The organism is Pseudomonas sp. SF2, assembly GCF_036858055.1.
Taxonomy (GTDB): Bacteria; Pseudomonadota; Gammaproteobacteria; order Pseudomonadales; family Pseudomonadaceae; genus Aquipseudomonas.
This window is the reverse complement of the sequence record NZ_JAMBDI010000044.1, coordinates 1-22,113: the sequence shown is the minus strand read 5'-3', so window position 1 is coordinate 22,113 and position 22,113 is coordinate 1. Positions and strand designations below refer to the sequence as shown.

Annotated in this window: 23 protein-coding genes; 20 read left to right on the top strand and 3 right to left on the bottom strand. The window is 64.6% G+C overall.

Translation table 11 applies throughout. The features are described from left to right. Positions 1–98 precede the first annotated feature (98 nt). The 10 genes from M2S36_RS21710 to M2S36_RS21665 all read left to right on the top strand — a co-directional run bounded on the left by M2S36_RS21710 (position 99) and on the right by M2S36_RS21665 (position 9,132). A complete protein-coding gene (locus tag M2S36_RS21710) occupies positions 99–473 on the top strand; it encodes a chemotaxis response regulator CheY (RefSeq protein WP_207829844.1) in 375 nt (124 codons plus the stop codon). 20 nt (positions 474–493) lie between these two features. Then, a complete protein-coding gene (locus M2S36_RS21705; protein WP_207829847.1) occupies positions 494–1,282 on the top strand; it encodes a protein phosphatase CheZ in 789 nt (262 codons plus the stop codon). A gap of 12 nt (positions 1,283–1,294) precedes the next feature. Then, positions 1,295–3,529: a chemotaxis protein CheA gene (locus M2S36_RS21700; protein WP_233687579.1), complete on the top strand. Its 2,235-nt coding sequence runs from the start codon at positions 1,295–1,297 to the stop codon at positions 3,527–3,529. Between the two features lie 46 nt (positions 3,530–3,575). Continuing rightward, entirely contained in the window at positions 3,576–4,709 is a 1,134-nt protein-coding gene (locus tag M2S36_RS21695) for a protein-glutamate methylesterase/protein-glutamine glutaminase (RefSeq protein ID WP_333957827.1), read from the top strand. Further along, on the top strand, positions 4,709–5,449 hold the full coding sequence (locus M2S36_RS21690) for a flagellar motor protein (RefSeq protein WP_063912822.1): 741 nt from the start codon (positions 4,709–4,711) through the stop codon (positions 5,447–5,449). Before M2S36_RS21695 ends, M2S36_RS21690 begins: the two co-directional genes overlap by 1 nt. 3 nt (positions 5,450–5,452) lie before the next feature. After that, on the top strand, positions 5,453–6,310 hold the full coding sequence (gene motD / locus M2S36_RS21685; RefSeq protein WP_233687580.1) for a flagellar motor protein MotD: 858 nt from the start codon (positions 5,453–5,455) through the stop codon (positions 6,308–6,310). 222 nt (positions 6,311–6,532) lie between these two features. Continuing rightward, the gene (locus M2S36_RS21680) at positions 6,533–7,321 is read left to right on the top strand and encodes a ParA family protein (RefSeq protein WP_063912820.1); all 789 of its coding nucleotides are present in this window, start codon (positions 6,533–6,535) and stop codon (positions 7,319–7,321) included. Then, positions 7,321–8,214 (top strand): CheW domain-containing protein, encoded by an 894-nt coding sequence (locus tag M2S36_RS21675; RefSeq protein ID WP_333957826.1) that lies wholly within the window; start codon positions 7,321–7,323, stop codon positions 8,212–8,214. Before M2S36_RS21680 ends, M2S36_RS21675 begins: the two co-directional genes overlap by 1 nt. 41 nt (positions 8,215–8,255) lie before the next feature. Continuing rightward, entirely contained in the window at positions 8,256–8,735 is a 480-nt protein-coding gene (locus M2S36_RS21670) for a chemotaxis protein CheW (RefSeq protein ID WP_119143286.1), read from the top strand. 1 nt (position 8,736) lies between these two features. After that, entirely contained in the window at positions 8,737–9,132 is a 396-nt protein-coding gene (locus M2S36_RS21665; RefSeq protein ID WP_207829878.1) for a DUF2802 domain-containing protein, read from the top strand. Positions 9,133–9,143: 11 nt separating this feature from the next. Here the strand turns inward: M2S36_RS21665 and M2S36_RS21660 are convergent, their stop codons facing one another. The 3 genes from M2S36_RS21660 to fliK all read right to left on the bottom strand — a co-directional run bounded on the left by M2S36_RS21660 (position 9,144) and on the right by fliK (position 13,858). Next, the gene (locus M2S36_RS21660) at positions 9,144–11,897 is read right to left on the bottom strand and encodes a dermonecrotic toxin domain-containing protein (protein ID WP_333957825.1); all 2,754 of its coding nucleotides are present in this window, start codon (positions 11,895–11,897) and stop codon (positions 9,144–9,146) included. Between the two features lie 69 nt (positions 11,898–11,966). Continuing rightward, positions 11,967–12,305, bottom strand: coding sequence for an EscU/YscU/HrcU family type III secretion system export apparatus switch protein (locus tag M2S36_RS21655; RefSeq protein ID WP_207829897.1), 339 nt, complete (start codon positions 12,303–12,305; stop codon positions 11,967–11,969). Further along, positions 12,302–13,858: a flagellar hook-length control protein FliK gene (gene fliK / locus M2S36_RS21650; RefSeq protein ID WP_333957823.1), complete on the bottom strand. Its 1,557-nt coding sequence runs from the start codon at positions 13,856–13,858 to the stop codon at positions 12,302–12,304. The genes M2S36_RS21655 and fliK overlap by 4 nt, the downstream gene beginning before the upstream one ends. Positions 13,859–14,123: 265 nt before the next feature. Between fliK and ccmA the strand changes: the two genes are divergently transcribed. Genes ccmA through M2S36_RS21600 form a run of 10 tightly spaced genes read left to right on the top strand, consistent with a single transcriptional unit; the run spans position 14,124 to position 21,472 of the window. Beyond that, complete coding sequence (gene ccmA, locus M2S36_RS21645; RefSeq protein ID WP_207829901.1) at positions 14,124–14,756, top strand: cytochrome c biogenesis heme-transporting ATPase CcmA; 633 nt, start codon at positions 14,124–14,126, stop codon at positions 14,754–14,756. Beyond that, a complete protein-coding gene (gene ccmB, locus M2S36_RS21640) occupies positions 14,753–15,421 on the top strand; it encodes a heme exporter protein CcmB (RefSeq protein WP_064491604.1) in 669 nt (222 codons plus the stop codon). Before ccmA ends, ccmB begins: the two co-directional genes overlap by 4 nt. 46 nt (positions 15,422–15,467) lie before the next feature. Next, complete coding sequence (locus M2S36_RS21635; protein ID WP_012273476.1) at positions 15,468–16,235, top strand: heme ABC transporter permease; 768 nt, start codon at positions 15,468–15,470, stop codon at positions 16,233–16,235. Further along, a complete protein-coding gene (ccmD, locus tag M2S36_RS21630; RefSeq protein WP_013973562.1) occupies positions 16,232–16,408 on the top strand; it encodes a heme exporter protein CcmD in 177 nt (58 codons plus the stop codon). The genes M2S36_RS21635 and ccmD overlap by 4 nt, the downstream gene beginning before the upstream one ends. Then, positions 16,405–16,860 (top strand): cytochrome c maturation protein CcmE, encoded by a 456-nt coding sequence (gene ccmE / locus M2S36_RS21625; protein WP_019096399.1) that lies wholly within the window; start codon positions 16,405–16,407, stop codon positions 16,858–16,860. Before ccmD ends, ccmE begins: the two co-directional genes overlap by 4 nt. An 11-nt stretch (positions 16,861–16,871) precedes the next feature. Next, positions 16,872–18,845: a heme lyase CcmF/NrfE family subunit gene (locus tag M2S36_RS21620; RefSeq protein ID WP_015271186.1), complete on the top strand. Its 1,974-nt coding sequence runs from the start codon at positions 16,872–16,874 to the stop codon at positions 18,843–18,845. Continuing rightward, a complete protein-coding gene (locus M2S36_RS21615; protein WP_063912812.1) occupies positions 18,842–19,378 on the top strand; it encodes a DsbE family thiol:disulfide interchange protein in 537 nt (178 codons plus the stop codon). Before M2S36_RS21620 ends, M2S36_RS21615 begins: the two co-directional genes overlap by 4 nt. Further along, positions 19,375–19,863 carry a cytochrome c-type biogenesis protein gene (locus M2S36_RS21610; RefSeq protein ID WP_207829904.1) on the top strand — a complete coding sequence of 163 codons (489 nt, stop codon included), beginning with the start codon at positions 19,375–19,377 and terminating at the stop codon, positions 19,861–19,863. Before M2S36_RS21615 ends, M2S36_RS21610 begins: the two co-directional genes overlap by 4 nt. Then, positions 19,856–21,046: a c-type cytochrome biogenesis protein CcmI gene (ccmI, locus tag M2S36_RS21605; protein WP_333957822.1), complete on the top strand. Its 1,191-nt coding sequence runs from the start codon at positions 19,856–19,858 to the stop codon at positions 21,044–21,046. Before M2S36_RS21610 ends, ccmI begins: the two co-directional genes overlap by 8 nt. 12 nt (positions 21,047–21,058) lie before the next feature. Then, the gene (locus M2S36_RS21600; RefSeq protein WP_207829939.1) at positions 21,059–21,472 is read left to right on the top strand and encodes a hypothetical protein; all 414 of its coding nucleotides are present in this window, start codon (positions 21,059–21,061) and stop codon (positions 21,470–21,472) included. Positions 21,473–22,113 lie beyond the last annotated feature (641 nt).

Sequence of the window (22,113 nt, the reverse complement as noted above, 5' to 3'; positions counted from 1 at the left end):
TTTTCCACGTGCGTTTTCCATGTTGCACCGATTTGATTGAATGCGCGCTCGCAGCCGAGCGCGTTTGAGACTGCTTGGAGGTCTACTTGAACAAAGACATGAAAATCCTCATCGTTGACGACTTTTCGACGATGCGGCGGATCATCAAGAACCTGTTGCGTGACCTGGGCTTCACCAACACCGAAGAAGCCGATGACGGCACCACGGCGCTGCCGATGCTGGAAAACGGCCATTACGACTTCCTGGTGACCGACTGGAACATGCCCGGCATGTCCGGTATCGACCTGCTGCGCAAGGTGCGTGCCAGCGACAAGCTGAAAGGCATGCCGGTACTGATGGTGACAGCCGAGGCCAAGCGCGACCAGATCATCGAAGCGGCCCAGGCCGGCGTCAACGGCTATGTGGTCAAGCCGTTCACCGCCCAGGTGCTCAAAGAAAAGATCGAGAAGATCTTCGAACGCGTCAACGGCTGAGTCACGTCAGGGGGCGCGCCATGGATTCATCACAAACGTCTTTGGGCGAGTTCGAATCGACCCTGAAGAAACATGCCCAGGAGCTGGTCGAAAGCCTGGAACGGGGCCGTTTCGGCGAGGCGGTGCAGCTGATTCACGAGCTGAACCAGACCCGCGACCGCGGCCTGTACCAGGAAGTCGGCAAGCTGACCCGCGAGCTGCACAGTGCCATCGTCAGTTTCCAGATCGACCCGACCATGCCGCAGGCCGAGGAGGTGTCGCAGATAACCGACGCCACCGAGCGCCTGTCGTACGTGGTCAGGCTCACCGAGGGCGCGGCCAACCGCACCATGGACCTGGTCGAGGAAAGCACCCCGGTGCTCAACGACCTGGCCAGCGAGGCCAAGGCCCTGAGCACCGACTGGCAGCGCTTCATGCGCCGTGAAGTGGCCGCGCCGGAGTTCCGGGAGCTGGTCAAGCGCGTCGACAGTTTCCTGACGCACAGCGCCGAAGGTAATCGCAAGGTCGCCGGCCACCTCAACGACATTCTGCTGGCCCAGGACTATCAGGACCTGACCGGCCAGGTGATCAAGCGCGTCACCAACCTGGTCACCGAGGTGGAAAGCAACCTGCTCAAACTGGTGCTGATGGCCAGCCAGGTCGACCGTTTTGCCGGTATCCAGCATGACCACGATCAACTGCGCGCAGAAAAAGATCTAGAAAAACATCCGACTCGGGGTGAAGGTCCGCAGATTCATGCCGATAAGCGTGAAGACGTCGTGTCCGGTCAGGACGATGTCGATGATCTGCTGTCCAGCCTGGGTTTTTAAGGAGCACCTTTGATGAGCTTCGGCGCCGATGAAGAAATCCTCCAGGATTTCCTGGTAGAAGCCGGCGAAATTCTTGAGCAACTGTCCGAGCAACTGGTCGAGCTGGAAAGCCGGCCCGACGATGCCGACCTGCTCAATGCGATCTTTCGCGGTTTCCACACTGTAAAAGGGGGCGCCGGCTTCCTTCAGCTGAACGAGCTGGTGGAGTGCTGCCATATCGCCGAGAACGTGTTCGACGTCCTGCGCAAAGGTGAGCGCCGGGTCGACGCGGAACTGATGGATGTGGTGCTCGAGGCACTGGACACGGTCAACAGCATGTTTGGCCAGGTGCGCGAGCGTGCCGAAGTGACCGCAGCCACCCCCGAGCTGCTGGCGGCGCTGTCGCGCCTTGCCGAGCCGGGGGGCGCCGAAGCCGTTGAAGCGCCTGCCGCTGCGGCGCCGGAGCCGGTTGTCGAGGCGCCGGCCGAGGAGCAGGACATCACTGACAGCGAGTTCGAGCAGTTGCTCGATTCGCTCGATGCGGTCAAGGCACAAGCTGCGGCCGAGGAGCAGATGCAGGGCGAAACCGTCAGCGGCGAAGGTGACGAAATTACCGACGCCGAGTTCGAGTCGCTGCTTGACCAGTTGCACGGCAAAGGCCAGTTCAGCGCCGAGGTTGCCGCACAGCCGGTTGCCAGCGCGCCGGAAGCGGCCAGCGACGAAATTACCGACGCTGAATTCGAATCGCTGCTGGACCAGCTGCATGGCAAGGGCACCTTCCAGGCCGATGCCTTGCCCGCCGCCAAGGCGCCGGCGCCTGCCGCAGCTGACACCAGTGCAGCTGGCGACGAAATCAGCGAACACGAGTTCGAGGCGCTGCTGGACCAGTTGCACGGCAAGGGCAAGTTTGGCGGCGATGTTGCCGCCGTCGATGCCCCGGCTGCGGGCAAGGTGCAAGCGCAGGCTGCGGCCAAGGCCGACAGCCAGCTGGTAGCCAAGCCAGCTGCTGCACCGGCACCGGCACCGGCGGCAGCCAGCAAGCCTGCCTCGGCGCCGCGCGCCCCGGCCCCGGCCGCCGACAAGCATGGCGTCAGCGAAGCAGAAACCACCGTGCGGGTCGATACCGCGCGCCTGGACGAGATCATGAACATGGTCGGCGAACTGGTGCTGGTGCGTAACCGCCTGGTGCGCCTGGGCCTGAACAGCGGCGACGAGGCCATGTCCAAGGCCGTGTCCAACCTCGACGTGGTCACCGCCGACCTGCAGACCGCGGTCATGAAAACCCGCATGCAGCCGATCAAGAAAGTCTTCGGCCGCTTCCCGCGTCTGGTTCGCGACCTGGCTCGCCAGCTGAAGAAAGAGATCAACCTGGAGCTGGTAGGCGAAGAGACCGACCTCGACAAGAACCTGGTCGAGGCCCTGGCCGACCCGTTGGTGCACCTGGTGCGCAACGCCGTCGACCATGGCGTGGAAATGCCCGATGAGCGTGAAGCTTCCGGCAAGGCGCGCACCGGCCGCGTGGTGCTGTCGGCCGAACAGGAAGGCGACCACATCCTGCTGTCGATCTCTGACGACGGCAAGGGCATGGACCCCAACATCCTGCGCGCCAAGGCCGTGGAAAAGGGCCTGATGGACAAGGACGCCGCCGATCGCCTGAGCGAGTCGGACTGCTACAACCTGATCTTCGCCCCGGGCTTCTCGACCAAGACCGAGATTTCCGACGTGTCCGGTCGTGGCGTGGGCATGGATGTGGTGAAGACCAAGATCTCCCAGCTCAACGGCTCGATCAACATCTTCTCGGCCAAGGGCCAGGGCTCGAAGATCGTCATCAAGGTGCCGCTGACCCTGGCGATCATGCCCACCCTGATGGTGATGCTGGGCAACCAGGCGTTCGCTTTCCCGCTGGTCAACGTCAACGAAATCTTCCACCTCGACCTGTCGCGCACCAACGTGGTCGACGGCCAGGAAGTGGTGATCGTGCGTGACAAGGCGCTGCCGCTGTTCTACCTCAAGCGCTGGCTGGTCCAGGGCCAGGTGCACGAAGAGCAGCACGAGGGCCACGTGGTGATCCTGTCGGTCGGCACCCAGCGTATCGGCTTTGTCGTCGATCAACTGGTTGGCCAGGAGGAAGTGGTAATCAAGCCGCTGGGCAAGATGCTGCAGGGCACCCCGGGCATGTCCGGGGCCACCATCACCGGTGACGGTCGCATCGCGTTGATTCTCGATGTCCCGAGCATGCTCAAGCGTTACGCCGCGCGGCGTATTTGATTTCGGTGGCGCACCCTGGCGGGTTGCGCCGCCTAATGGAGTGTTTATGGCAGTCAAGGTCCTGGTGGTGGATGATTCCGGTTTCTTCCGCCGCCGCGTCTCGGAAATCCTCTCGGCAGATCCGACGATCCAGGTAGTGGGTACCGCGACCAACGGCAAGGAAGCAATCGACCAGGCGCTGGCGCTCAAGCCCGATGTCATCACCATGGACTACGAAATGCCCATGATGGATGGCATCACCGCGGTGCGGCACATCATGCAGCGCTGCCCGACGCCGGTGTTGATGTTCTCGTCGCTGACCCACGAAGGCGCCCGTGTCACCCTCGATGCGCTGGATGCCGGAGCAGTGGATTACCTGCCGAAGAACTTCGAGGACATTTCACGCAATCCCGAAAAGGTCAAGCAGCTGCTGTGCGAGAAGGTGCATACCATTTCCCGCAGCAACCGCCGTCTCGGCAGCTACGCGAGCCATGCGCCGGTCGCAGCGCCTGCGCCAGCAAGCAGCAGCCACGCACTCACCAGCAGTTTCGCCAGCCCGGCAGTGGCGCGCTCGCCTGTGCCTGCCCGCGCGGCGGCCCCGGCAGCGGCGCCAGCGCACTCGCCGGCACCCAAGCGAAAGCCTTACAAACTGGTGGCCATCGGCACTTCCACAGGCGGCCCGGTCGCCCTGCAGCGGGTGCTGACCCAACTGCCGGCCAACTTCCCGGCGCCGATCGTGCTGATCCAGCACATGCCGGCGGCCTTCACCAAGGCCTTTGCCGAGCGCCTGGACAAGCTGTGCCGCATCAGCGTCAAGGAAGCCGAGGACGGCGACATGCTGCGCCCTGGCCTGGCCCTGCTGGCCCCCGGCGGCAAGCAGATGATGATCGACGGCCGTGGCGCGGTGAAGATCCTGCCCGGTGACGAGCGCCTGAACTACAAGCCGTGCGTGGACATCACCTTCGCCTCGGCGGCCAAGTCGTATGGCGACAAGGTGCTGTCGGTGGTACTTACCGGCATGGGCGCCGATGGCCGCGAAGGTGCGCGCCTGCTCAAGCAGGGCGGCAGCACGGTGTGGGCCCAGGATGAAGCCAGCTGCGTGATCTATGGCATGCCCATGGCCATCGTCAAGGCCAACCTGGCCGACGCGGTGTACAGCCTGGACGAAATCGGCAAGCACCTGGTGGAGGCGTGCGTCTGATGGACGTGCTCAGCCTGATCGGCCTGATCCTCGCCTTTGTCGCCATCGTCGGTGGCAACTTCCTCGAAGGCGGCCATGTCGGTGCCCTGATCAATGGCCCGGCGGCGCTGATCGTGCTGGGCGGCACCCTGGCGGCGGCCTTGCTGCAGTCGCCACTGTCGTCGTTCAAGCGTGCCTTGCAGATTCTGCGCTGGATCCTGTTTCCGCCACGGGTCGACCTGGCGGGCGGGGTCGACCGCGTCGTCAACTGGAGCCTGACCGCGCGCAAGGAAGGCCTGCTGGGCCTGGAAGGGGTGGCCGACAGCGAGCCTGACCCGTATGCGCGCAAGGGCCTGCAGCTGCTGGTGGATGGCGCCGAGCCAGAGGCCATCCGCAGCATTCTTGAAGTCGATTTCCTGACCCAGGAAAGCCGTGATATCCAGGCCGCCAAGGTGTTCGAGAGCATGGGGGGCTATGCGCCCACCATTGGCATCATCGGTGCGGTGATGGGCCTTATCCACGTGATGGGCAACCTGGCCGACCCGTCGCAGCTGGGCAACGGCATTGCCGTGGCCTTTGTCGCGACCATCTACGGGGTGGCCAGCGCCAACCTGGTGCTGCTGCCGATCGCCAACAAGCTCAAGGCCGTCGTCATGCGCCAGTCGCGCTACCGCGAGATGCTGCTCGAGGGCCTGCTGTCGATTGCCGAGGGTGAGAACCCGCGCTCGATCGAGCTGAAGCTGCAAGGCTTCATGGAGTAACCCATGCGTCGCCGTCGTCATACCGAGGAACACGAAAACCACGAACGCTGGCTGGTGTCGTACGCCGACTTCATCACCTTGCTGTTCGCTTTTTTCGTGGTGATGTACTCGATTTCCTCGATCAACGAGGGCAAGTACAAGGTCATTTCCCAGGCCTTGCTCGGCGTGTTCAACGACCCCGAGCGCAGCATGAAGCCGATCCCCATCGGCGAAGAGCGGCCGCTGAGCGTGCGCCCGGCCGAGCCGTTGGTGAAGGACAGCGAGCAGACCGAGGCGGGCCTGGGGGCGACCAGTGTCGACCCGCTGAAAACCATCAGCGATGACGTGCGCGATGCCTTTGGCGACCTGATCAACAGCGACCAGATGACCGTGCGCGGCAATGAGCTGTGGATCGAGATCGAACTCAACTCATCGTTGCTGTTCGGCAGCGGCGATGCCATGCCCAGCGACAAGGCATTTGCCATCATCGAGAAGGTGGCCGGCATTCTCAAACCGTTCGCCAACCCGGTGCATGTCGAAGGCTTTACCGACAACCTGCCGATCCGCACCGCGCAGTACCCGACCAACTGGGAGCTGTCGTCGGCGCGGGCGGCGAGCATCGTGCGCCTGCTGGCCATGGAAGGGGTCAACCCGGCGCGCATGGCCTCGGTCGGCTACGGCGAGTATCAGCCGGTGGCGAGCAATGACACTGCCGAGGGCCGGGCGCGCAACCGCCGCGTGGTGCTGGTGATTTCGCGCAACCTCGAAGTGCGCCGCAGCCTGACTGGCTCGGGCAGCGCCAATGCCACGCCGGATGCCGCATTGCGCCGGGCTGGCACACAAAGTGCACCGGCAACGCCAGCAACGGTGACGGGGCAGTGAACCGTCAATTCCCCGACGTTGCTACGAACACAAATTTGAATGCATTACTGTCCCCTGTGGGAGCGGGTTCACCCGCGAAGAAGGTGACACGGTGCATGGCACCGGCTGGGCCGGTGTTCGCGGGTAAACCCGCTCCCACACTGATCGCGCGAGCTTTCAAATGTTGAGCAAGACAGTTGCCCCAGCAGTGTCCCTGCCAAATCACTAGATAGAGTTTGCTTGATGAGAGTCTGGGCAGTAGCCAATCAAAAAGGTGGCGTCGGCAAGACCACCACTACCATCGCCCTGGCCGGCCTGCTGGCCGAGGCCGGCAAGCGCGTGGTCGTCGTCGACCTCGACCCGCACGGCTCGATGACCAGCTATTTCGGGCACAACCCCGATGCCCTGGAGCACAGCTGCTACGACCTGTTCCTGCACAAGGGCGCGGTGCCCGAGGGCCTGCCCGGGCAATTGCTGCTGCCCACCAGTGACGAACGCATCTCGCTGTTGCCGTCGAGTACCGCGCTGGCGGTGCTGGAGCGCCAGTCACCGGGGCAGAACGGCCTGGGCCTGGTGATCGCCAAGAGTCTGGCGCAGCTGTGGCAGGATTTCGACTATGCCCTGATCGACAGCCCACCCTTGCTCGGTGTGCTGATGGTCAATGCGCTGGCAGCCAGCCAGCAGCTGGTGATTCCGGTGCAAACCGAGTTTCTCGCGGTCAAGGGCCTGGAGCGCATGGTCGGTACCCTGGCCATGGTCAACCGCTCGCGCAAGCAGGCGCTGCCGTACCAGATCGTGCCGACCCTGTTCGACCGCCGTACACAGGCTTCGCTGGGCACGCTCAAGCTGCTGCGTGACACCTACGGCCAGCATGTGTGGCAGGGCTACATCCCGGTGGATACGCGCCTGCGCGATGCCAGCCGCAAGGGCGTTACGCCCTCGCAATTCGACAGCAAGAGTCGCGGGCTGATTGCCTATCGGGCGCTGCTCAAGCACCTGCTGACCTACAAGACTGCAGCGCAGGTGGCCTGATGACCCAGACCCGGCAAACCAGCACCCGGCCACAGATGGCCCTGCAGTCGTACCTCGACGGCCTGCTGCAGGAGGCCACCGAAGCCGAAGACCTGTTCGAGGCGCCGGACGCGGCGGACACGTTCGCCGAAGCCGTGCGCGAAGAGCAGGCGCGTGATGCCTTGCAGCAGGCCAGGCCGGCGCCAGCCGATACAGCCGCCAGCCCTGCACCGCGGCCCTTCGCCGAGCCCAGGCTGGCGGTGCTGCCCAGCGTGATGCCGGTGGAAGCACCGGTGGTGACGGTGGTCGAGCGCGAGGTGGTGGCCGAGGCCAGCATCCCGGTGCTGGTAGAAGAGCAAACAGTGGAACCTGCAGTGCCGCTGGTGGATGTGCACCTGCCGGCACCCAACCTGCCAGTGCCCCCGGCCATGATCGATGGCCGCCCGGCCTGGGCCGCCGAGCCGTTCGAATGCCTGCTGTTCGACGTGGCCGGCTTGACCCTGGCGGTGCCGCTGGTGTGCCTGGGCTCGATCTACACCTTGGCCGGCCAGGAACTGACGCCGCTGTTCGGCCAGCCCGACTGGTTCCTGGGCATCCTGACCTGCCAGGCCGGCAACCTGAAGGTGCTGGACACCGCGCGTTGGGTGATGCCCGACCGCTACCGCGATGATTTTCGCCAGGGCCTGCAATACGTGATTTCCGTGCAGGGCTACGAATGGGGGCTGGCCGTGCACCAGGTCAGCCGCTCGCTGCGCCTGGACCCGTCCGAGATCAAGTGGCGCAGCCAGCGTGGCCAGCGCCCGTGGCTGGCCGGCACGGTGATTGAACACATGTGTGCACTGCTCGACGTCGCCGCACTGGCCGAGCTGATCGCCAGTGGCGCGGTCAAGCAGATGCACGCCAAACAGAAATGACACCGAACACACCGCCGATGGCGGATTTTGAGGGTAGGGGAATGAAAAAGTCGTCTGCACAAGGTTCCGAAGATCCGATCCTGCAGTGGGTTACCTTCCGTCTGGACAATGAGTCCTACGGCATCAATGTGATGCAGGTGCAGGAAGTGTTGCGCTACACCGAAATTGCCCCGGTGCCGGGTGCGCCAAGCTACGTGCTGGGCATCATCAACCTGCGCGGCAACGTGGTGACCGTGATCGACACCCGCCAGCGCTTTGGCCTGGTGCCGACCGAAGTCACCGACAACACCCGTATCGTCATCATCGAGGCCGACAAGCAAGTGGTCGGTATCCTGGTCGACAGCGTGGCCGAGGTGGTGTACCTGCGCCAGTCCGAGATCGAGACTGCGCCGAACGTGGGTAACGAAGAGTCGGCCAAGTTCATTCAGGGCGTGTGCAACAAGAACGGCGAGCTGCTGATCCTGGTCGAACTGGACAAGATGATGACCGAGGAAGAATGGTCCGAGCTGGAGAACATCTGAGTTGATCCTAGAGGTTGCTGTCATCTTTCTGGCGCTGGTCTGGGCGCTGAGCCTGTGGTTTTTCCTCAACTACAGCAAGCGCCAGCGCGAGCTGGCTGCGCAGCAGGCCGAGGGTGATGCCCTGCGTGACCAGCGCATCAAGGACCTGGCCAAGCGCCTGGACGACTACCAGAACGGTACCGTGCGCATGGGCGAGGCGCTGCACGACCTGCGGGTGGCGGTTGCCCCGCTGCCTGACAAGATCCAGCAACTGGAGCAGCGCGACCCGCACAATGTCACCTTCACCCAGGCGGCCAAGCTGGTGGGCATGGGCGCCAGCGTGGCCGAGCTGACCGAAAGCTGCGGCCTGACCCAGGCCGAGGCAGAGCTGATGAGCAAGCTGCATCGCAGCGGCTGATGCTGCAAGGCTCACGTCCTGCTCCAGGAATGGTTGCCGCCTACCTTGGCAAAGCGGTTGAGTGGCAGCAGTTCATGCATGGCCTGCTGGCTGCCAGGCAGGTCGATGAAAGGGTGCTCGTTGATCCGCGGTGTGCCATAGAGGTTTATGACCTGGCGCAGGGTACGTAACCCAGGCAAGTGGCGGTCGACCACATCGCTGAGCATGGCCGGGCCCGTCAGGCGGCTGAGGCGGTTGGCGTAACGGTAGAAGTTTGCCGGGTCATCGGCGAGGCTGGGTTTGCTGTCGTAGAAGTCCGGGTTGGTCTGGAAGCGTGCGAGCATCTCTTCGGAAATGGCTTCCAGCGTCGGGTTGCCGGGGTGGCTACCGATCAGGCTGGTGTTGTACAGGCAGTTCATGCCCATCTTTTCATTGGACATGGGCGGTGCCAGCAACAGGCCGTCGGGCGTTGTGCGCAACTCCACCTGATCGATGGCTTCGCCAGGGCTGCCGGCGGGATGCCCGTCGATGACCTGCGGGTACTCCCCGGGGGCGAGCAGGGTATCGTCCACGTCCATGTACACCCCCCCTTCGTGGTGCAACATCGGGTAGCGCAGCACATCGGATGCCGAGGCATAGTTGGTGGCGATCCCGCCGTTGCCGTCCAGCGCGGCATCGTACTGCGCGTAGTACCTGCTCTGGCGAAAAGCCCTGAAAAACGCCTGCTCCTCCAGTGGCAACACTTGCAGGCCGGGGGCCTGCCGGGCCAGCAGGTGCAGGTTTTCGGCGTAGGCTTCGGGCGCGGCGCTGGAAAGGAACAGCCGCAGGGTATATTCGCTGCCTTTCAGTCGCTCGGCATTCTGGCCCAGGTTGGCCAGCAATTGCGCGCTGAGGCGCTTGTCGCCAACCCACAGGCAGGTGATCCTCTTCGGGATCGGGTAACGGTTGGCAGCCAGCGTCGGGGCATGCACCGGGAGGGGAAGGTCGATACCCAACGCCCGCAGGCTGCGGGTGCGCATGGCGTTGGTGACGGTGCGGGAAACGGGGGCAGGGATCAGGTCCCTGCTGCCAGCGGTGGCCATGTAGCCGACCGGATCGACCTCGTTGAGGTCGTCCTCGCGGATGAAGACGTCCCGTTCCATGTCATAGACCACCCGGTCGCTGTAGCCGTCGATTTGCGCTTCCAGCATGTCGAAGCCGCTGTCATAGCGAGGTACCCGTATGACCGAGTCGGCGATGGCCTGGTCACCTTCGGGCAATGGCATGATCGAGTCCGGGATGTGGAAATAACGGGCACCTTCCGGCGACGGTATACGCGGTGGCGAGACCGGACTCAACGGGTAGCCGATCTGTTCGTTCAACCGTATGGGCGGCACGAATACATCGCTTTTGAACACGAACAAGGCCTTTGCCTGGTTGGCACCTGCCATTGCCAGCGGCAGGGCGTTGAACAGGCCCCAGGTAATATTGCCAATGCCGACCTGCCTTTGCTGCAGCGTCTTGCCGTTGATTGCCTGGTCAAGCCCCAGGCCCAGTTGCGCGATGCCGCCCATCGCCAGGAGGGGGGCCAGCCCTGGCACCACCAGGCACAAAGGCGCCAGCAGGTTGAGCGTGGTGGTCAGGTAGCCGAGCCAGCGGGCCTTGCTGACCTGGCTGTCGCGGCTAATCAGGAAGTCCGCATCTTCGTAGCTGCGTTGGCGCTGGCGTTCGGCTAGCGCCTGGAACAGGTCACCCTCGATCCTGGGGTTGTACTTGCCGGGCCGGTAATTGACGTAGGTGCGGGGTGGCCAGGTACCGTCGTCGTTGAAGAAACCGTGTTCGGGGGGAAGCGAGTGTTGGCTCGGGTAGGCGCCCAGGCCCTCCAGGGCGGTGTCCAGGCCGCTGAAGTCGATGCCTTGCGGAAGGTCGGCGAGGCGGAAATGCTGTTTGAGTGCCTGGCGCCTGGCGGGGTCTTTGCACTGCTGGCCGACCCAGTCCTTCAGGTGGTTTTCGCTGGCGAACTCCAGCAGGGGTGAGCTGTTGCCGGGCACGTATAGCACGGTCAGGTCGCTGGTGGCGTCGTTCAGGTAGAGGATGTCGGTGGCGGCGTAGCCATAGATGTTCAGCGTGCTCTTGCGCAGCTTTGCGCCAGCTGGCATCAGCCCTGCGGCTTGCCAGACGAGTCTTCTGGCCGCTTCACCAAGGCTGCCTTCGCCGACCTGCTTGTTGCAGGCCGCGATGAAATTGAGTTTGCAGGCCAGCCGGTGGTCTTGCAGGTGTTCGCCCCAGTAGCGGTCCAGCTGGGCTTTGAATGGCATGTGGAAGTCCAGTGCCTCGATGAAGCGCTGGAAGGCTTCAGCGGCGATCGGCAGGTGGGTCGAGGCGTCATAGCGCTGCGGTGTGGTGCGACGGAACAGCCCATTGAACACCTCGAATGCGGTGCCGTAAGCGTTGAAAGCTGGCGCTGGCAGGGTCTCGACCAGGTGCAGCGGCTGGTCGGGCAGGGTGCCGGCCCAGGGAGCATGGAACAAGGCGCCGAACAGGTCGTTGTTGGACTCTCCCTGCCAGTTGCCCAGCAATGCCTGGGTCAGGCTGACGCATTGGCTGACCGCCGCCAGGTAGCGGGCCAGGCCATCGGGGCGGTAGTGCAGGGTCACGACGTCGATCTGGTCGGGGTCGAGATCAAAGCCCTGCTGCGCCAGCCATTGCCGGATCGCCCGGTTGGCTTCGCGGTCCGGGCGCGGCACGTGGCTCAAGTGGTCGCGGACGTAGCTCACGCCGGCGGTGTTGATGTGGCTTGGAGACATGCGGTTTACCTTGCTCATCGGAGAAAATGGCAAGGCTGAACGGCTGGCGCTGGCGAAGGTGGTAGATAACTACCGGTCGGCTGGTGGCAGCAGGGCGGTAACGGGGGTGATGTCCCGTGGTGCAGCGGGTTCGTCGCTGAAGCCGGCGGGCACCTTGCCGCGCAGCTGCCAGGCAAAGGCGATGATTTCGGCAATCGTCAGGTACAGTGCTTCCGGGATCTGCTCGCCCAGCTCCAGGCGCGCCAGCAGGCGCACCAGCTCGGCGTTTTCGTAGATCGGCACCTCGTGTTCGCGGGCCAGGGCCAGGATGGCTTCGGCCAGCGCGTCGTCGCCCTTGGCGCTGAGGGTCGGGGCCTGCTGGCCATCGTAGCTCAGGGCGATGGCCTGGCGTGTGTGCTTCTGAGTCATGCGTTTTCATCCACCCAGCGTTGTTCTACCCGTGTGCGCGGGCCTTGTGGCGGTATGCCGGGGTGGCATTCCAGGTCGCCAACGTCCAGGCCGCGGGCCAGCAGGCGTTCACGCAGGGCACCGAGCTGGGTGTCGATGAGCCGGGCGGTTTGTTCGCGTTCTGCCCACAGTTGCCCGCTCAGGCGGCCCTGGCTCAGTTGTGCCTGCACCTGCAACGGGCCAAGGGGCGACAGGTCGAAGGCCAGTTCGATACGCCACAAGGCTTGCAGCGGGTCTTGCACGTCGTGCTGGCGGTCGGCCTGCTGTTGTGGCGTTTCCTCGCGCTGCAGCTTGACCTGCAACGGGATGAACTCCTGGCCGTGACGGATCGGCACTTCGGTTTGCCAGGTGGTCTGCAGGTTGCCGTTTTCCAGGGTGCCGGTTTGTTGCAGGCTGCTCATGGCATGGCTTTGCAGGCGCGATACGGCAGCGGCGGCCAGGCGCAGCAGTTGTTGCAGGTCGCCTTCATCCTCCATGGCCTTGAGCAGGCGCGACGGCAGCGGGAATGCGCCCGGCTGCGGCTTGGGGCTGACCCGTTCGAGCATGCCCAGCGCGCTGCGGGCCAGGGCCGGCATGGTAACGGCCAGGCTGGCGGGCGCCAGGTTGGGCGCCCCGGGTACGCTTGCCGGCGTGATGGTGATCAGCCGCAGCAAGTGGGCCTTGAGGTCGGTGGCGACGCTGGCCGGGAAACCGCCCAGCAGTTTGGCTTCGAGAAAGGCACCGCTGTTGTTCAGGGCCTGCGCCACTGCCTTGGCATCACCCAGTTGCCGGGCTTCTGGCAGGCTCGCCAGCAGGCGTTCGGCGCTGGCTCGCAATTCGCCATCGGCGCCCGGGTCGCGGGCCACCTGTTGCAGGGCATTGAGCAGGCCGGGCAGCGAAGCCTGGCGGTTTTGCTGGGTCAGCAGCTGCTGGGCAATGCTGAGCTGGTCCTGGCGGCCGCTGAGCGGTACGAAACGCAACGACTGGTCGCCCTGCACCAGCGCGCTGAGCAGGCTGCCGACGGCCAGCGGTCGCGGGCTGTCCACGCTCAGGGTTGCGCCCGCCTGGGCACTGTTCAGCAGGCTGACCAGCGCCCGGTAGACGGCGGGCTGGCCGGGTGTTTGGGCCAGCGCCTGGTTGGTCAGGACCTTGCCCTGCAGCAGGGTGCCGACCGGCACCTTGCTGGTGTCCAGGCGGGTGAGGGTGGCGACCTGGCTGGCGCTGGCCTGCTGCAGCATGATCGCCAGGCGGTTGCTTTCGGTCTGGCTGACCGTGACCTGGCTGCCCTGGGGCAGGGGCTGGCTGGCGCTGGCTTGCAGCTGGGTCTGAGTGCCGTTGGCCTGAATCAGTCGCAGTACCAGCTGGAAGTCCTGGCCCACCTGGCGTAACGACATGACCTCGGCCTGCGCGGTCTCGCCGGGGGCCATCAATCCGGGCTGCGGTTGCGTCAGGCGTAGCAGTTCGCCGGTCATGCCCGCCTTGAGAGCCTGGGGGCTGATCGCGGTTTGTGCGCCGAGACTATTGATTTCAGTCATGATTGTATACAACCTGTCGAACCCGCCCTCTTGGCAGCGCGGCGGTGCGTGTAATAATGCCGACCGTCCGTCGTTGCCAGTATAACGGCAGCGAGGGGGGCGACTTGAGATACAGGGCTTCAGGGCTGTGTCGCCTGCTTCGCGGGTGAACCCGCTCCCACAAGGTTTTGCGCAGCTTTCAAGCCCTGCGTTGAACCTGTGGGAGCGGGTTTACCCGCGAAGCAGGCGACACCGCTCTGGAACCCTACAAAGATAAGGCGAAACCGTGACCCTTCACCTCCAAGCCGCGGGCCTGGCCTGCGAGCGCGACTGGCGCCTGCTGTTCGAGCATCTCGCTTTCGAGCTGCGGCCGGGCGACATGCTGCAGATCAGCGGCCCCAACGGCAGCGGCAAGACCAGCCTGCTGCGCCTGCTGGCCGGCTTGATGCAGCCGACGGCCGGGCAGATCCTGCTGGGCGGCAGGCCACTGGCCGAGCAGCGCCACGCCCTGGCCAGCATCCTGCTGTGGATCGGCCACGCCGCCGGCATCAAGGACCTGCTCACCGCCGAAGAGAACCTTACCTGGCTGTGCGCCCTGCACCAGCCGGCCAGCCGCGAGGCAATCTGGGCGGCACTGGCGGCCGTCGGCCTGCGTGGTTTCGAAGATGTGCCCTGCCACACCCTGTCTGCCGGCCAGCAGCGCCGCGTGGCCCTGGCCCGGCTGTACCTGGCCAGCCCGCCGCTGTGGATCCTCGACGAACCGTTCACCGCCCTCGACAAGCAGGGCGTGGCGCAGCTCGAAGCGCACCTGGCGGCCCACTGCGAGCAGGGTGGCACAGTGGTGCTGACCACCCACCACACGCTGGAACGCAAGCCCTCCGGATACCGTGAACTGAACCTGGGGCAATGGGCGGCATGAGCGTATTCATCCTGTTGTTGCGCCGCGAAGCGCGCCTGTTGTTCCGCCGCCCGGCCGAGCTGGCCAACCCGTTGGTGTTCTTCGCTATCGTGGTTGCCTTGTTCCCGCTGGCGGTCGGCCCGGAAAGCCAATTGTTGCAAACCTTGTCGCCGGGCCTGGTCTGGGTGGCGGCACTGTTGGCAGTGCTGCTGTCGCTGGACGGCCTGTTCCGCAGCGACTTCGAGGACGGCTCGCTGGAGCAGTGGGTGCTGTCGCCGCACCCGTTGCCGCTGCTGGTGCTGGCCAAGGTGCTGGCGCACTGGATCTTTTCCGGGCTGGCGCTGGTATTGTTGGCGCCGCTGCTGGCGCTGATGCTGGGGCTGCCGAGCCATTGCCTGCCGGTGCTGCTGGGCTCGCTGCTGCTGGGCACGCCGGTGCTGAGCCTGCTGGGCGCGGTGGGCGCGGCGCTGACAGTCGGTCTGAAGCGCGGCGGTTTGCTGCTGGCATTGCTGATTCTGCCGTTGTATATCCCTGTATTGATCCTGGGCAGTGGTGCGTTGCAAGCGGCGTTGCAGAATATGCCGGCAACCGGCCACCTGCTCTGGCTCGCCAGCCTGACGGCCCTGGCCGTGACCCTGGCACCCTTTGCGATAGCGGCCGGCCTGAAGATCAGCGTCGGCGAATAACGAGTCCCGGGCTTTCAAGCCCGGCCAACACCCTGGATGTACCCTGATGAAAATAAGCTGGACGTGGTTCCACAAGCTGGGCTCTCCCAAATGGTTCTATGCCATCAGCGGCCGCATGCTGCCGTGGCTTGCCGGCGCAGCCGTGCTCCTGCTGCTGGTGGGCATCACCTGGGGCCTGGCCTTCGCTCCCCAGGACTACCAGCAAGGCAACAGCTTCCGCATCATCTACATCCACGTGCCGGCGGCGATGCTGGCGCAGTCCTGCTATGTGCTGCTGGCAGTGGCCGGGGTGGTGGGGCTGGTGTGGAAGATGAAACTGGCCGACGTCGCCTTGCAATGCGCCGCACCGATCGGTGCCTGGATGACCGCCGTGGCGCTGGTCACCGGCGCCATCTGGGGCAAGCCGACCTGGGGTAGCTGGTGGGTCTGGGATGCTCGCCTTACGTCCATGCTCATCCTGCTGTTCCTGTACTTCGGCATCATTGCGCTGGGCCAGGCAATCAGTAATCGTGACAGTGCAGCCAAGGCCTGTGCGGTACTGGCGATTGTCGGTGTGGTGAACATCCCGATCATCAAGTACTCGGTGGAGTGGTGGAACACCCTGCACCAGGGGGCCACCTTCACCCTCACGGAAAAACCGGCGATGCCCGCGGAAATGTGGCTGCCGCTGCTGTGCACGGCGCTGGGCTTCTACTGCTTCTTTGGCGCGGTGCTGTTGCTGCGCATGCGCCTTGAAGTGCTCAAGCGCGAGGCGCGCGCCAGTTGGGTCAAGGACGAAGTATTGAACAGCCTGGGGCGGAGGGCCGCACAATGAGTTTTGCCACCTTCGGTGACTTTCTCGCCATGGGCCACCATGGCCTGTACGTGTGGACGGCCTATGGCATCTGCCTGGCGGTGCTGGCGCTGAACGTCGCCGCGCCCGTGCTGGCCCGCCGTCGCTACCTGCAAGATGAGGCGCGCCGTTTGCGCCGGGAGAACAACCAGTGAATCCGCAGCGCAAGAAACGCCTGTTGCTCATCGTCGGCCTGCTGGTCGGCGTCGGGGTTGCCGTCGGCTTTGCCTTGAGCGCATTGCAGCAGAACATCAACCTGTTCTACACCCCGACCCAGATCGCCAACGGCGAGGCGCCGCTGGACACCCGCATCCGCGCCGGCGGCATGGTCGAGAAAGGCTCGGTGCAGCGTTCGTCCGATTCGCTGGACGTGCGCTTCGTGGTCACCGACTTCAACAAGTCGGTACCGATTACCTACCGTGGCATCCTCCCCGACCTGTTCCGCGAAGGGCAGGGCATCGTCGCCCTTGGCAAGCTCAACGCCGACGGTGTGGTGGTGGCCGATGAAGTACTGGCCAAGCACGACGAGAAGTACATGCCGCCCGAGGTCACCAAGGCCCTGAAGGAAAGCGGCCAGGCCGCCACCGGCGGGGAGGCCAAACCATGAACGCGGCGCTGGTGATCCCCGAACTGGGCCAGCTGGCGATGATCCTGGCGATCTGCTTTGCCGCCGTGCAGGCCAGCGTGCCGCTGCTCGGTGCCTGGCGTGGCGACAGCCTGTGGATGAGCCTGGCGCGGCCGGCGGCATGGGGGCAGTTCGCCTTCCTGGCTTTTGCCTTCGCCTGCCTCACCCATGCCTTCATGACCGACAACTTCTCGGTCGCCTATGTGGCCAGCAACTCCAACAGCGCCTTGCCCTGGTACTACAAGTTCAGCGCCGTGTGGGGCGCCCACGAAGGTTCGCTGCTGCTGTGGGCGCTGATCCTCGGCGGCTGGACCTTCGCCGTGTCGGTGTTCTCGCGGCAGTTGCCGCAGGTGATGCTGGCCCGCGTGCTGGCGGTAATGGGCATGATCAGCGTGGGCTTCCTGAGCTTCCTGATCATCACCTCCAACCCGTTCCAGCGCTTGCTGCCGCAGGTGCCGACCGATGGCCGTGACCTCAACCCGCTGCTGCAGGACTTTGGCCTGATCGTCCACCCGCCGATGCTGTACATGGGCTACGTCGGTTTCTCGGTGGCCTTCGCCTTTGCCATCGCCGCCTTGCTCGGCGGCCGCCTGGACGCCGCCTGGGCGCGCTGGTCGCGGCCCTGGACCATCGTTGCCTGGGCCTTCCTCGGCGTCGGCATTACCTTGGGCTCGTGGTGGGCCTACTATGAACTGGGCTGGGGTGGCTGGTGGTTCTGGGACCCGGTGGAAAACGCCTCGTTCATGCCTTGGCTGGTGGGCACGGCGCTGATCCACTCGCTTGCGGTGACCGAGAAGCGCGGGGTGTTCAAGAGCTGGACCGTGCTGCTGGCAATTGCCGCGTTCTCGCTGAGCCTGCTGGGTACCTTCCTGGTGCGTTCCGGTGTGCTGACCTCGGTGCACGCGTTTGCCGCCGACCCGTCGCGGGGCATTTTCATCCTGATCTTCCTGCTGTTCGTGGTCGGTGGTTCGCTCACCCTGTTCGCCCTGCGCGCACCGGTGGTCAAGAGCCAGGTCGGCTTTGCCCTGTGGTCGCGCGAGACACTGCTGCTGGCCAATAACCTGGTGCTGGTAGTGGCGGCCTCGATGATTCTGCTCGGCACCCTGTACCCACTGGTGCTCGATGCGCTGACCGGGGCCAAGCTGTCGGTCGGCCCACCGTATTTCGATGCCTTGTTCCTGCCGCTGATGGCGCTGCTGATGGTGGTGCTGGGCGTGGGCGTGGTGGTGCGCTGGAAAGACACCCCCGGCAAATGGCTGGCCAGCATGATGACCCCGGTGCTGCTTGGCAGCGCCATCCTTGCGCCGGTGGCGGGCTTTATCGTCGACGACTTCGACTGGCCAACCCTGACCGCCTTCGCCCTGGCTGCCTGGGTGGTGCTGGGCGGGCTGCGCGACATACTCGACAAGACCCGCCACAAAGGCCTGCTCAAGGGCCTGCCCGGCCTGGGCCGCAGCTACTGGGGCATGCAGCTGGCGCACCTGGGCCTGGCGGTGTGCGCGCTGGGCGTGGTGCTGTCGAGCAACAACAGTGCCGAACGCGACCTGCGCATGGCGCCGGGCGAGAGCGTGGAGCTGGGCGGCTACCACTTCCTGTTCCAGGGGGCGAGGCACTTCGAAGGGCCGAACTTCATTTCCGACAAGGGCACTGTGGTGGTCAGCCGCGATGGCCGTGAAGTGACCACCCTGCACCCGGAAAAACGCCTGTATACCGTGCAGCAGTCGATGATGACCGAAGCCGGTATCGATGCCGGCTTTACCCGTGACCTGTATGTCGCCCTCGGCGAACCGCTGGAGAACGGCGCCTGGGCGGTGCGCGTACATATCAAGCCTTACGTCCGCTGGATCTGGCTGGGTGGTCTGCTGACCGGCCTGGGCGGGTTGCTGGCGGCCCTCGACCGGCGCTATCGCGTCAAGGTCAAGACCCGGGTGCGTGATGCCCTGGGCGTGTCTGGAGCAGCTGCATGAAGCGTTGGATCATGGTAGTCCCCCTGGCGGTATTCCTGCTGGTGGCGGTGTTCCTCTACAAGGGGCTTTTCCTCAAGCCCGACGAGCTGCCCTCGGCAATGATCGGCAAGCCTTTCCCGGCGTTTTCCCTGGCCTCGACCCAGGGCGACCGTACCCTGACCGAGGCCGACTTGCAGGGCCGCCCGGCACTGGTCAACGTGTGGGCCACCTGGTGCCCGTCGTGCAAGGTCGAGCACCCGTACCTGAACCAGCTGGCCCAGCAAGGCGTGGTGATCCACGGCGTCAACTACAAGGACGACAATGCGGCAGCCCTGAAGTGGCTGGCAGAGTTCCACAACCCCTACCAGCTGGACATTCGTGACGAGCAGGGCAGCCTGGGCCTGGACCTGGGCGTTTATGGCGCGCCGGAAACCTTCCTGATCGATGCCAAGGGCATCATCCGCTACAAGCACGTGGGCGTGGTCGATGCCACGGTCTGGCGTGAGCAGCTGGCGCCGCTGTACCAGGGTCTGGTCGACGAGGCCAAGCCATGAAGCGGGGGTTGGCAGCTGCCATGCTGGGGCTCTTCATCGGGTTGAGCCTGGCTGGCGTGGCCAAGGCGGCCATCGACACCTACCAGTTCCGCGACGATGCCGAGCGTGAGCGCTACCAGCAACTGACCAAGGAACTGCGTTGCCCCAAGTGCCAGAACCAGGATATCGCCGACTCCAATGCGCCAATTGCCGCCGACCTGCGCCGGGAAATCTTCCGCATGCTCGGCGAGGGCAAGAGCAACCAGCAGATCGTCGACTTCATGGTTGACCGCTATGGCGACTTCGTGCGCTACAAGCCGGCGCTCAGCGGGCGCACCTGGCTGCTGTGGTTCGGCCCGGGGATTTTGCTGGCCGGTGGTTTCGTGGTGCTGGCGCTGATCGTGCGCCGGCGCCGCAGTGCGGCCGTGCAGGGCGCCAATGAGTTGTCCGCCGAAGAACGCGAGCGTCTCGCCAAACTGCTGGAAAAAGAACAGACCCATGATTGAATTCTGGCTTAGCGCGGGCCTGCTGCTGCTCGCTGCCCTCAGCTTCCTGCTGATCCCGATCCTGCGTGGCCGTAGCCGTCAGCTGGAAGAAGACCGCACCGCCCTGAACGTGGCCCTGTACCAGGAACGCGTCGCCGAACTGGCTGCCCAGGAGGCCGCTGGCGTGCTCGACGAGGCGCAGATGGCCAAGGGCCGTGACGAGGCCGCCCGTGAGCTGCTGGCCGATACCGAAGGTGCCGAGCCCCCGCGCCAGGGCCACCTGGGCAAGGCCCTGCCGTTGCTGGCGGCGCTGCTGGTACCGCTGCTGGCATTGGGGCTGTACCTGCATTTTGGCGCAGCCGACAAGGTGCAACTGACCCAGGAGTTTGCCGAGGCGCCCAAGTCGATGGAAGAAATGACTGCCCGCCTTGAACGGGTAGTGCAGGCCCAGCCGGATTCGGCCGAGGCCATGTATTTCCTGGGCCGCGCCTATATGGCCGAGCAACGCCCCGCCGATGCTGCGCGTACCTTCGAGCGCGCCGTAGCCCTGGCCGGTCGCCAGCCCGAATTGCTCGGGCAGTGGGCACAGGCGCTGTACTTCGCCGCTGACAAGCAGTGGAGCCCGCAGTTGCAGGCGCTGACTGACGAGGCGCTGAAAGCGGACTCCAACGAAGTGACCAGCCTCGGTCTGCGTGGTATCGCCGCCTTCGAGGGTGAGCGTTACCAGGAGGCCATCGATTACTGGAAGCGCCTGCTGGCGCAGTTGCCGGAAGGCGATGCGTCGCGTGCGGCGTTGCAGGGCGGCATCGACCGTGCTGCCGAGCGCCTGGGTGGATCGCCAGGGCAGGCTACGGCGCCGGTGGCGGCTCGCTTGAAGGTGCGCGTGGAACTGGCGGCGGCGCTGAAGGACAAGGTCAAGCCGGACGACACGGTGTTCATTTTCGCCCGCGCCAGCAATGGCCCGCCCATGCCGCTGGCGGCCAAACGGGTGACCGTGGCGCAGTTGCCGATCGAGGTGGAATTGTCCGATGCTGACGCCATGATGCCGCAGATGAAACTGTCGGACTTTGCCGAAGTCCAACTCGTTGCACGTGTATCACGCGCTGGCCAGCCAACCCATGGCGAGTGGATTGGCCAGGGCACACCACTGCCCAGCGCCACCCAGGCCATTCAGCACCTGACCATCGACAGCCCCGATCCGTAAGAGAGCAATACCATGCACAGCATCGTCCGCCTGACCCTGATCACCCTGGCCCTGGGTTTGTCTGCGTGTACGGTGCATGAGCCGTACGAGCAGCCCGCACCACCGATCGAACGCCTGCCGCCGCAGCCGGGGCCAGCGGTCAAGCCCTTGCCGGACCGGCAGCCGGCCCCGAGCAAGCCTGCGGCTACGCCCAAGCCGATGCCACGCACCTCGGCCAGCTTCGCGCCGCCACCGGGCGGGGCGAGCCATTGGGACCCGAAGCTGGGCGTGTATGTGCTGGAGAAGAAGCCCAATACCTTCTACCGCCAGCGGACCTACTACCGCTTCGACAACGGCTGGAGCTGGTCGCTGAGCCCGGATGGTCCGTGGCAGGAAACTGACAGTAGCGGTGTACCCGGTGGCCTGGGGCGTGCGTTCGCCCAATAACTGCAACGGTGCTTTTGCTTTTGCTTTTGCTTTTGCTTTGCTTCTAAGCGCGCGACAGTTCAGGCGCCGCCGATTGCGACTTCAGGAGGCCGAGCGAAGGGCTTGCGGAGGGAGGTGACGGGNNCTCCCGGGAGCAAGCCCGTAGCGAGGGGACCCCGTAGCGCAGCGGAGGGGCCGGATGATAGGAGCCAGCGTTTTTTGGTTACTTTTTGTCGCGTTTGACAAAAAGTGACCCGCCGTAAGGGCGGAAAGGTGACTTGGCGCCACCCGCTTGAATGAATGTCTACTCGATGTGAATGCCCACATCCAAAAAGCCAAAAAGCCAAAAAGCCAAAAAGCTTAAGCGACGGTTTTGATATAGCGAACAGTCCATTTACGATGGCGACGCTTACTCACCTTTTCGCCCTTACGGCGAGTCACTTTTTGCCAAACGCGGCAAAAAGTAACCAAAAAACGCTGCGCTCCCATCATCCGGCCCCTACGCTGCGCTCCGGGGTCCCCTCGCGCCGGTCTTGCTCCCGGGAGTACGCGCTGCAGGCCCCATCCATGGGGCCTCAGCGCTTGACGGGCATCCATGCCCGTCACCTCCCTCCGCAAGCCCTCTGCTCGGCCTCCTGAAGTCGCGAAGATCAAGATCAAGA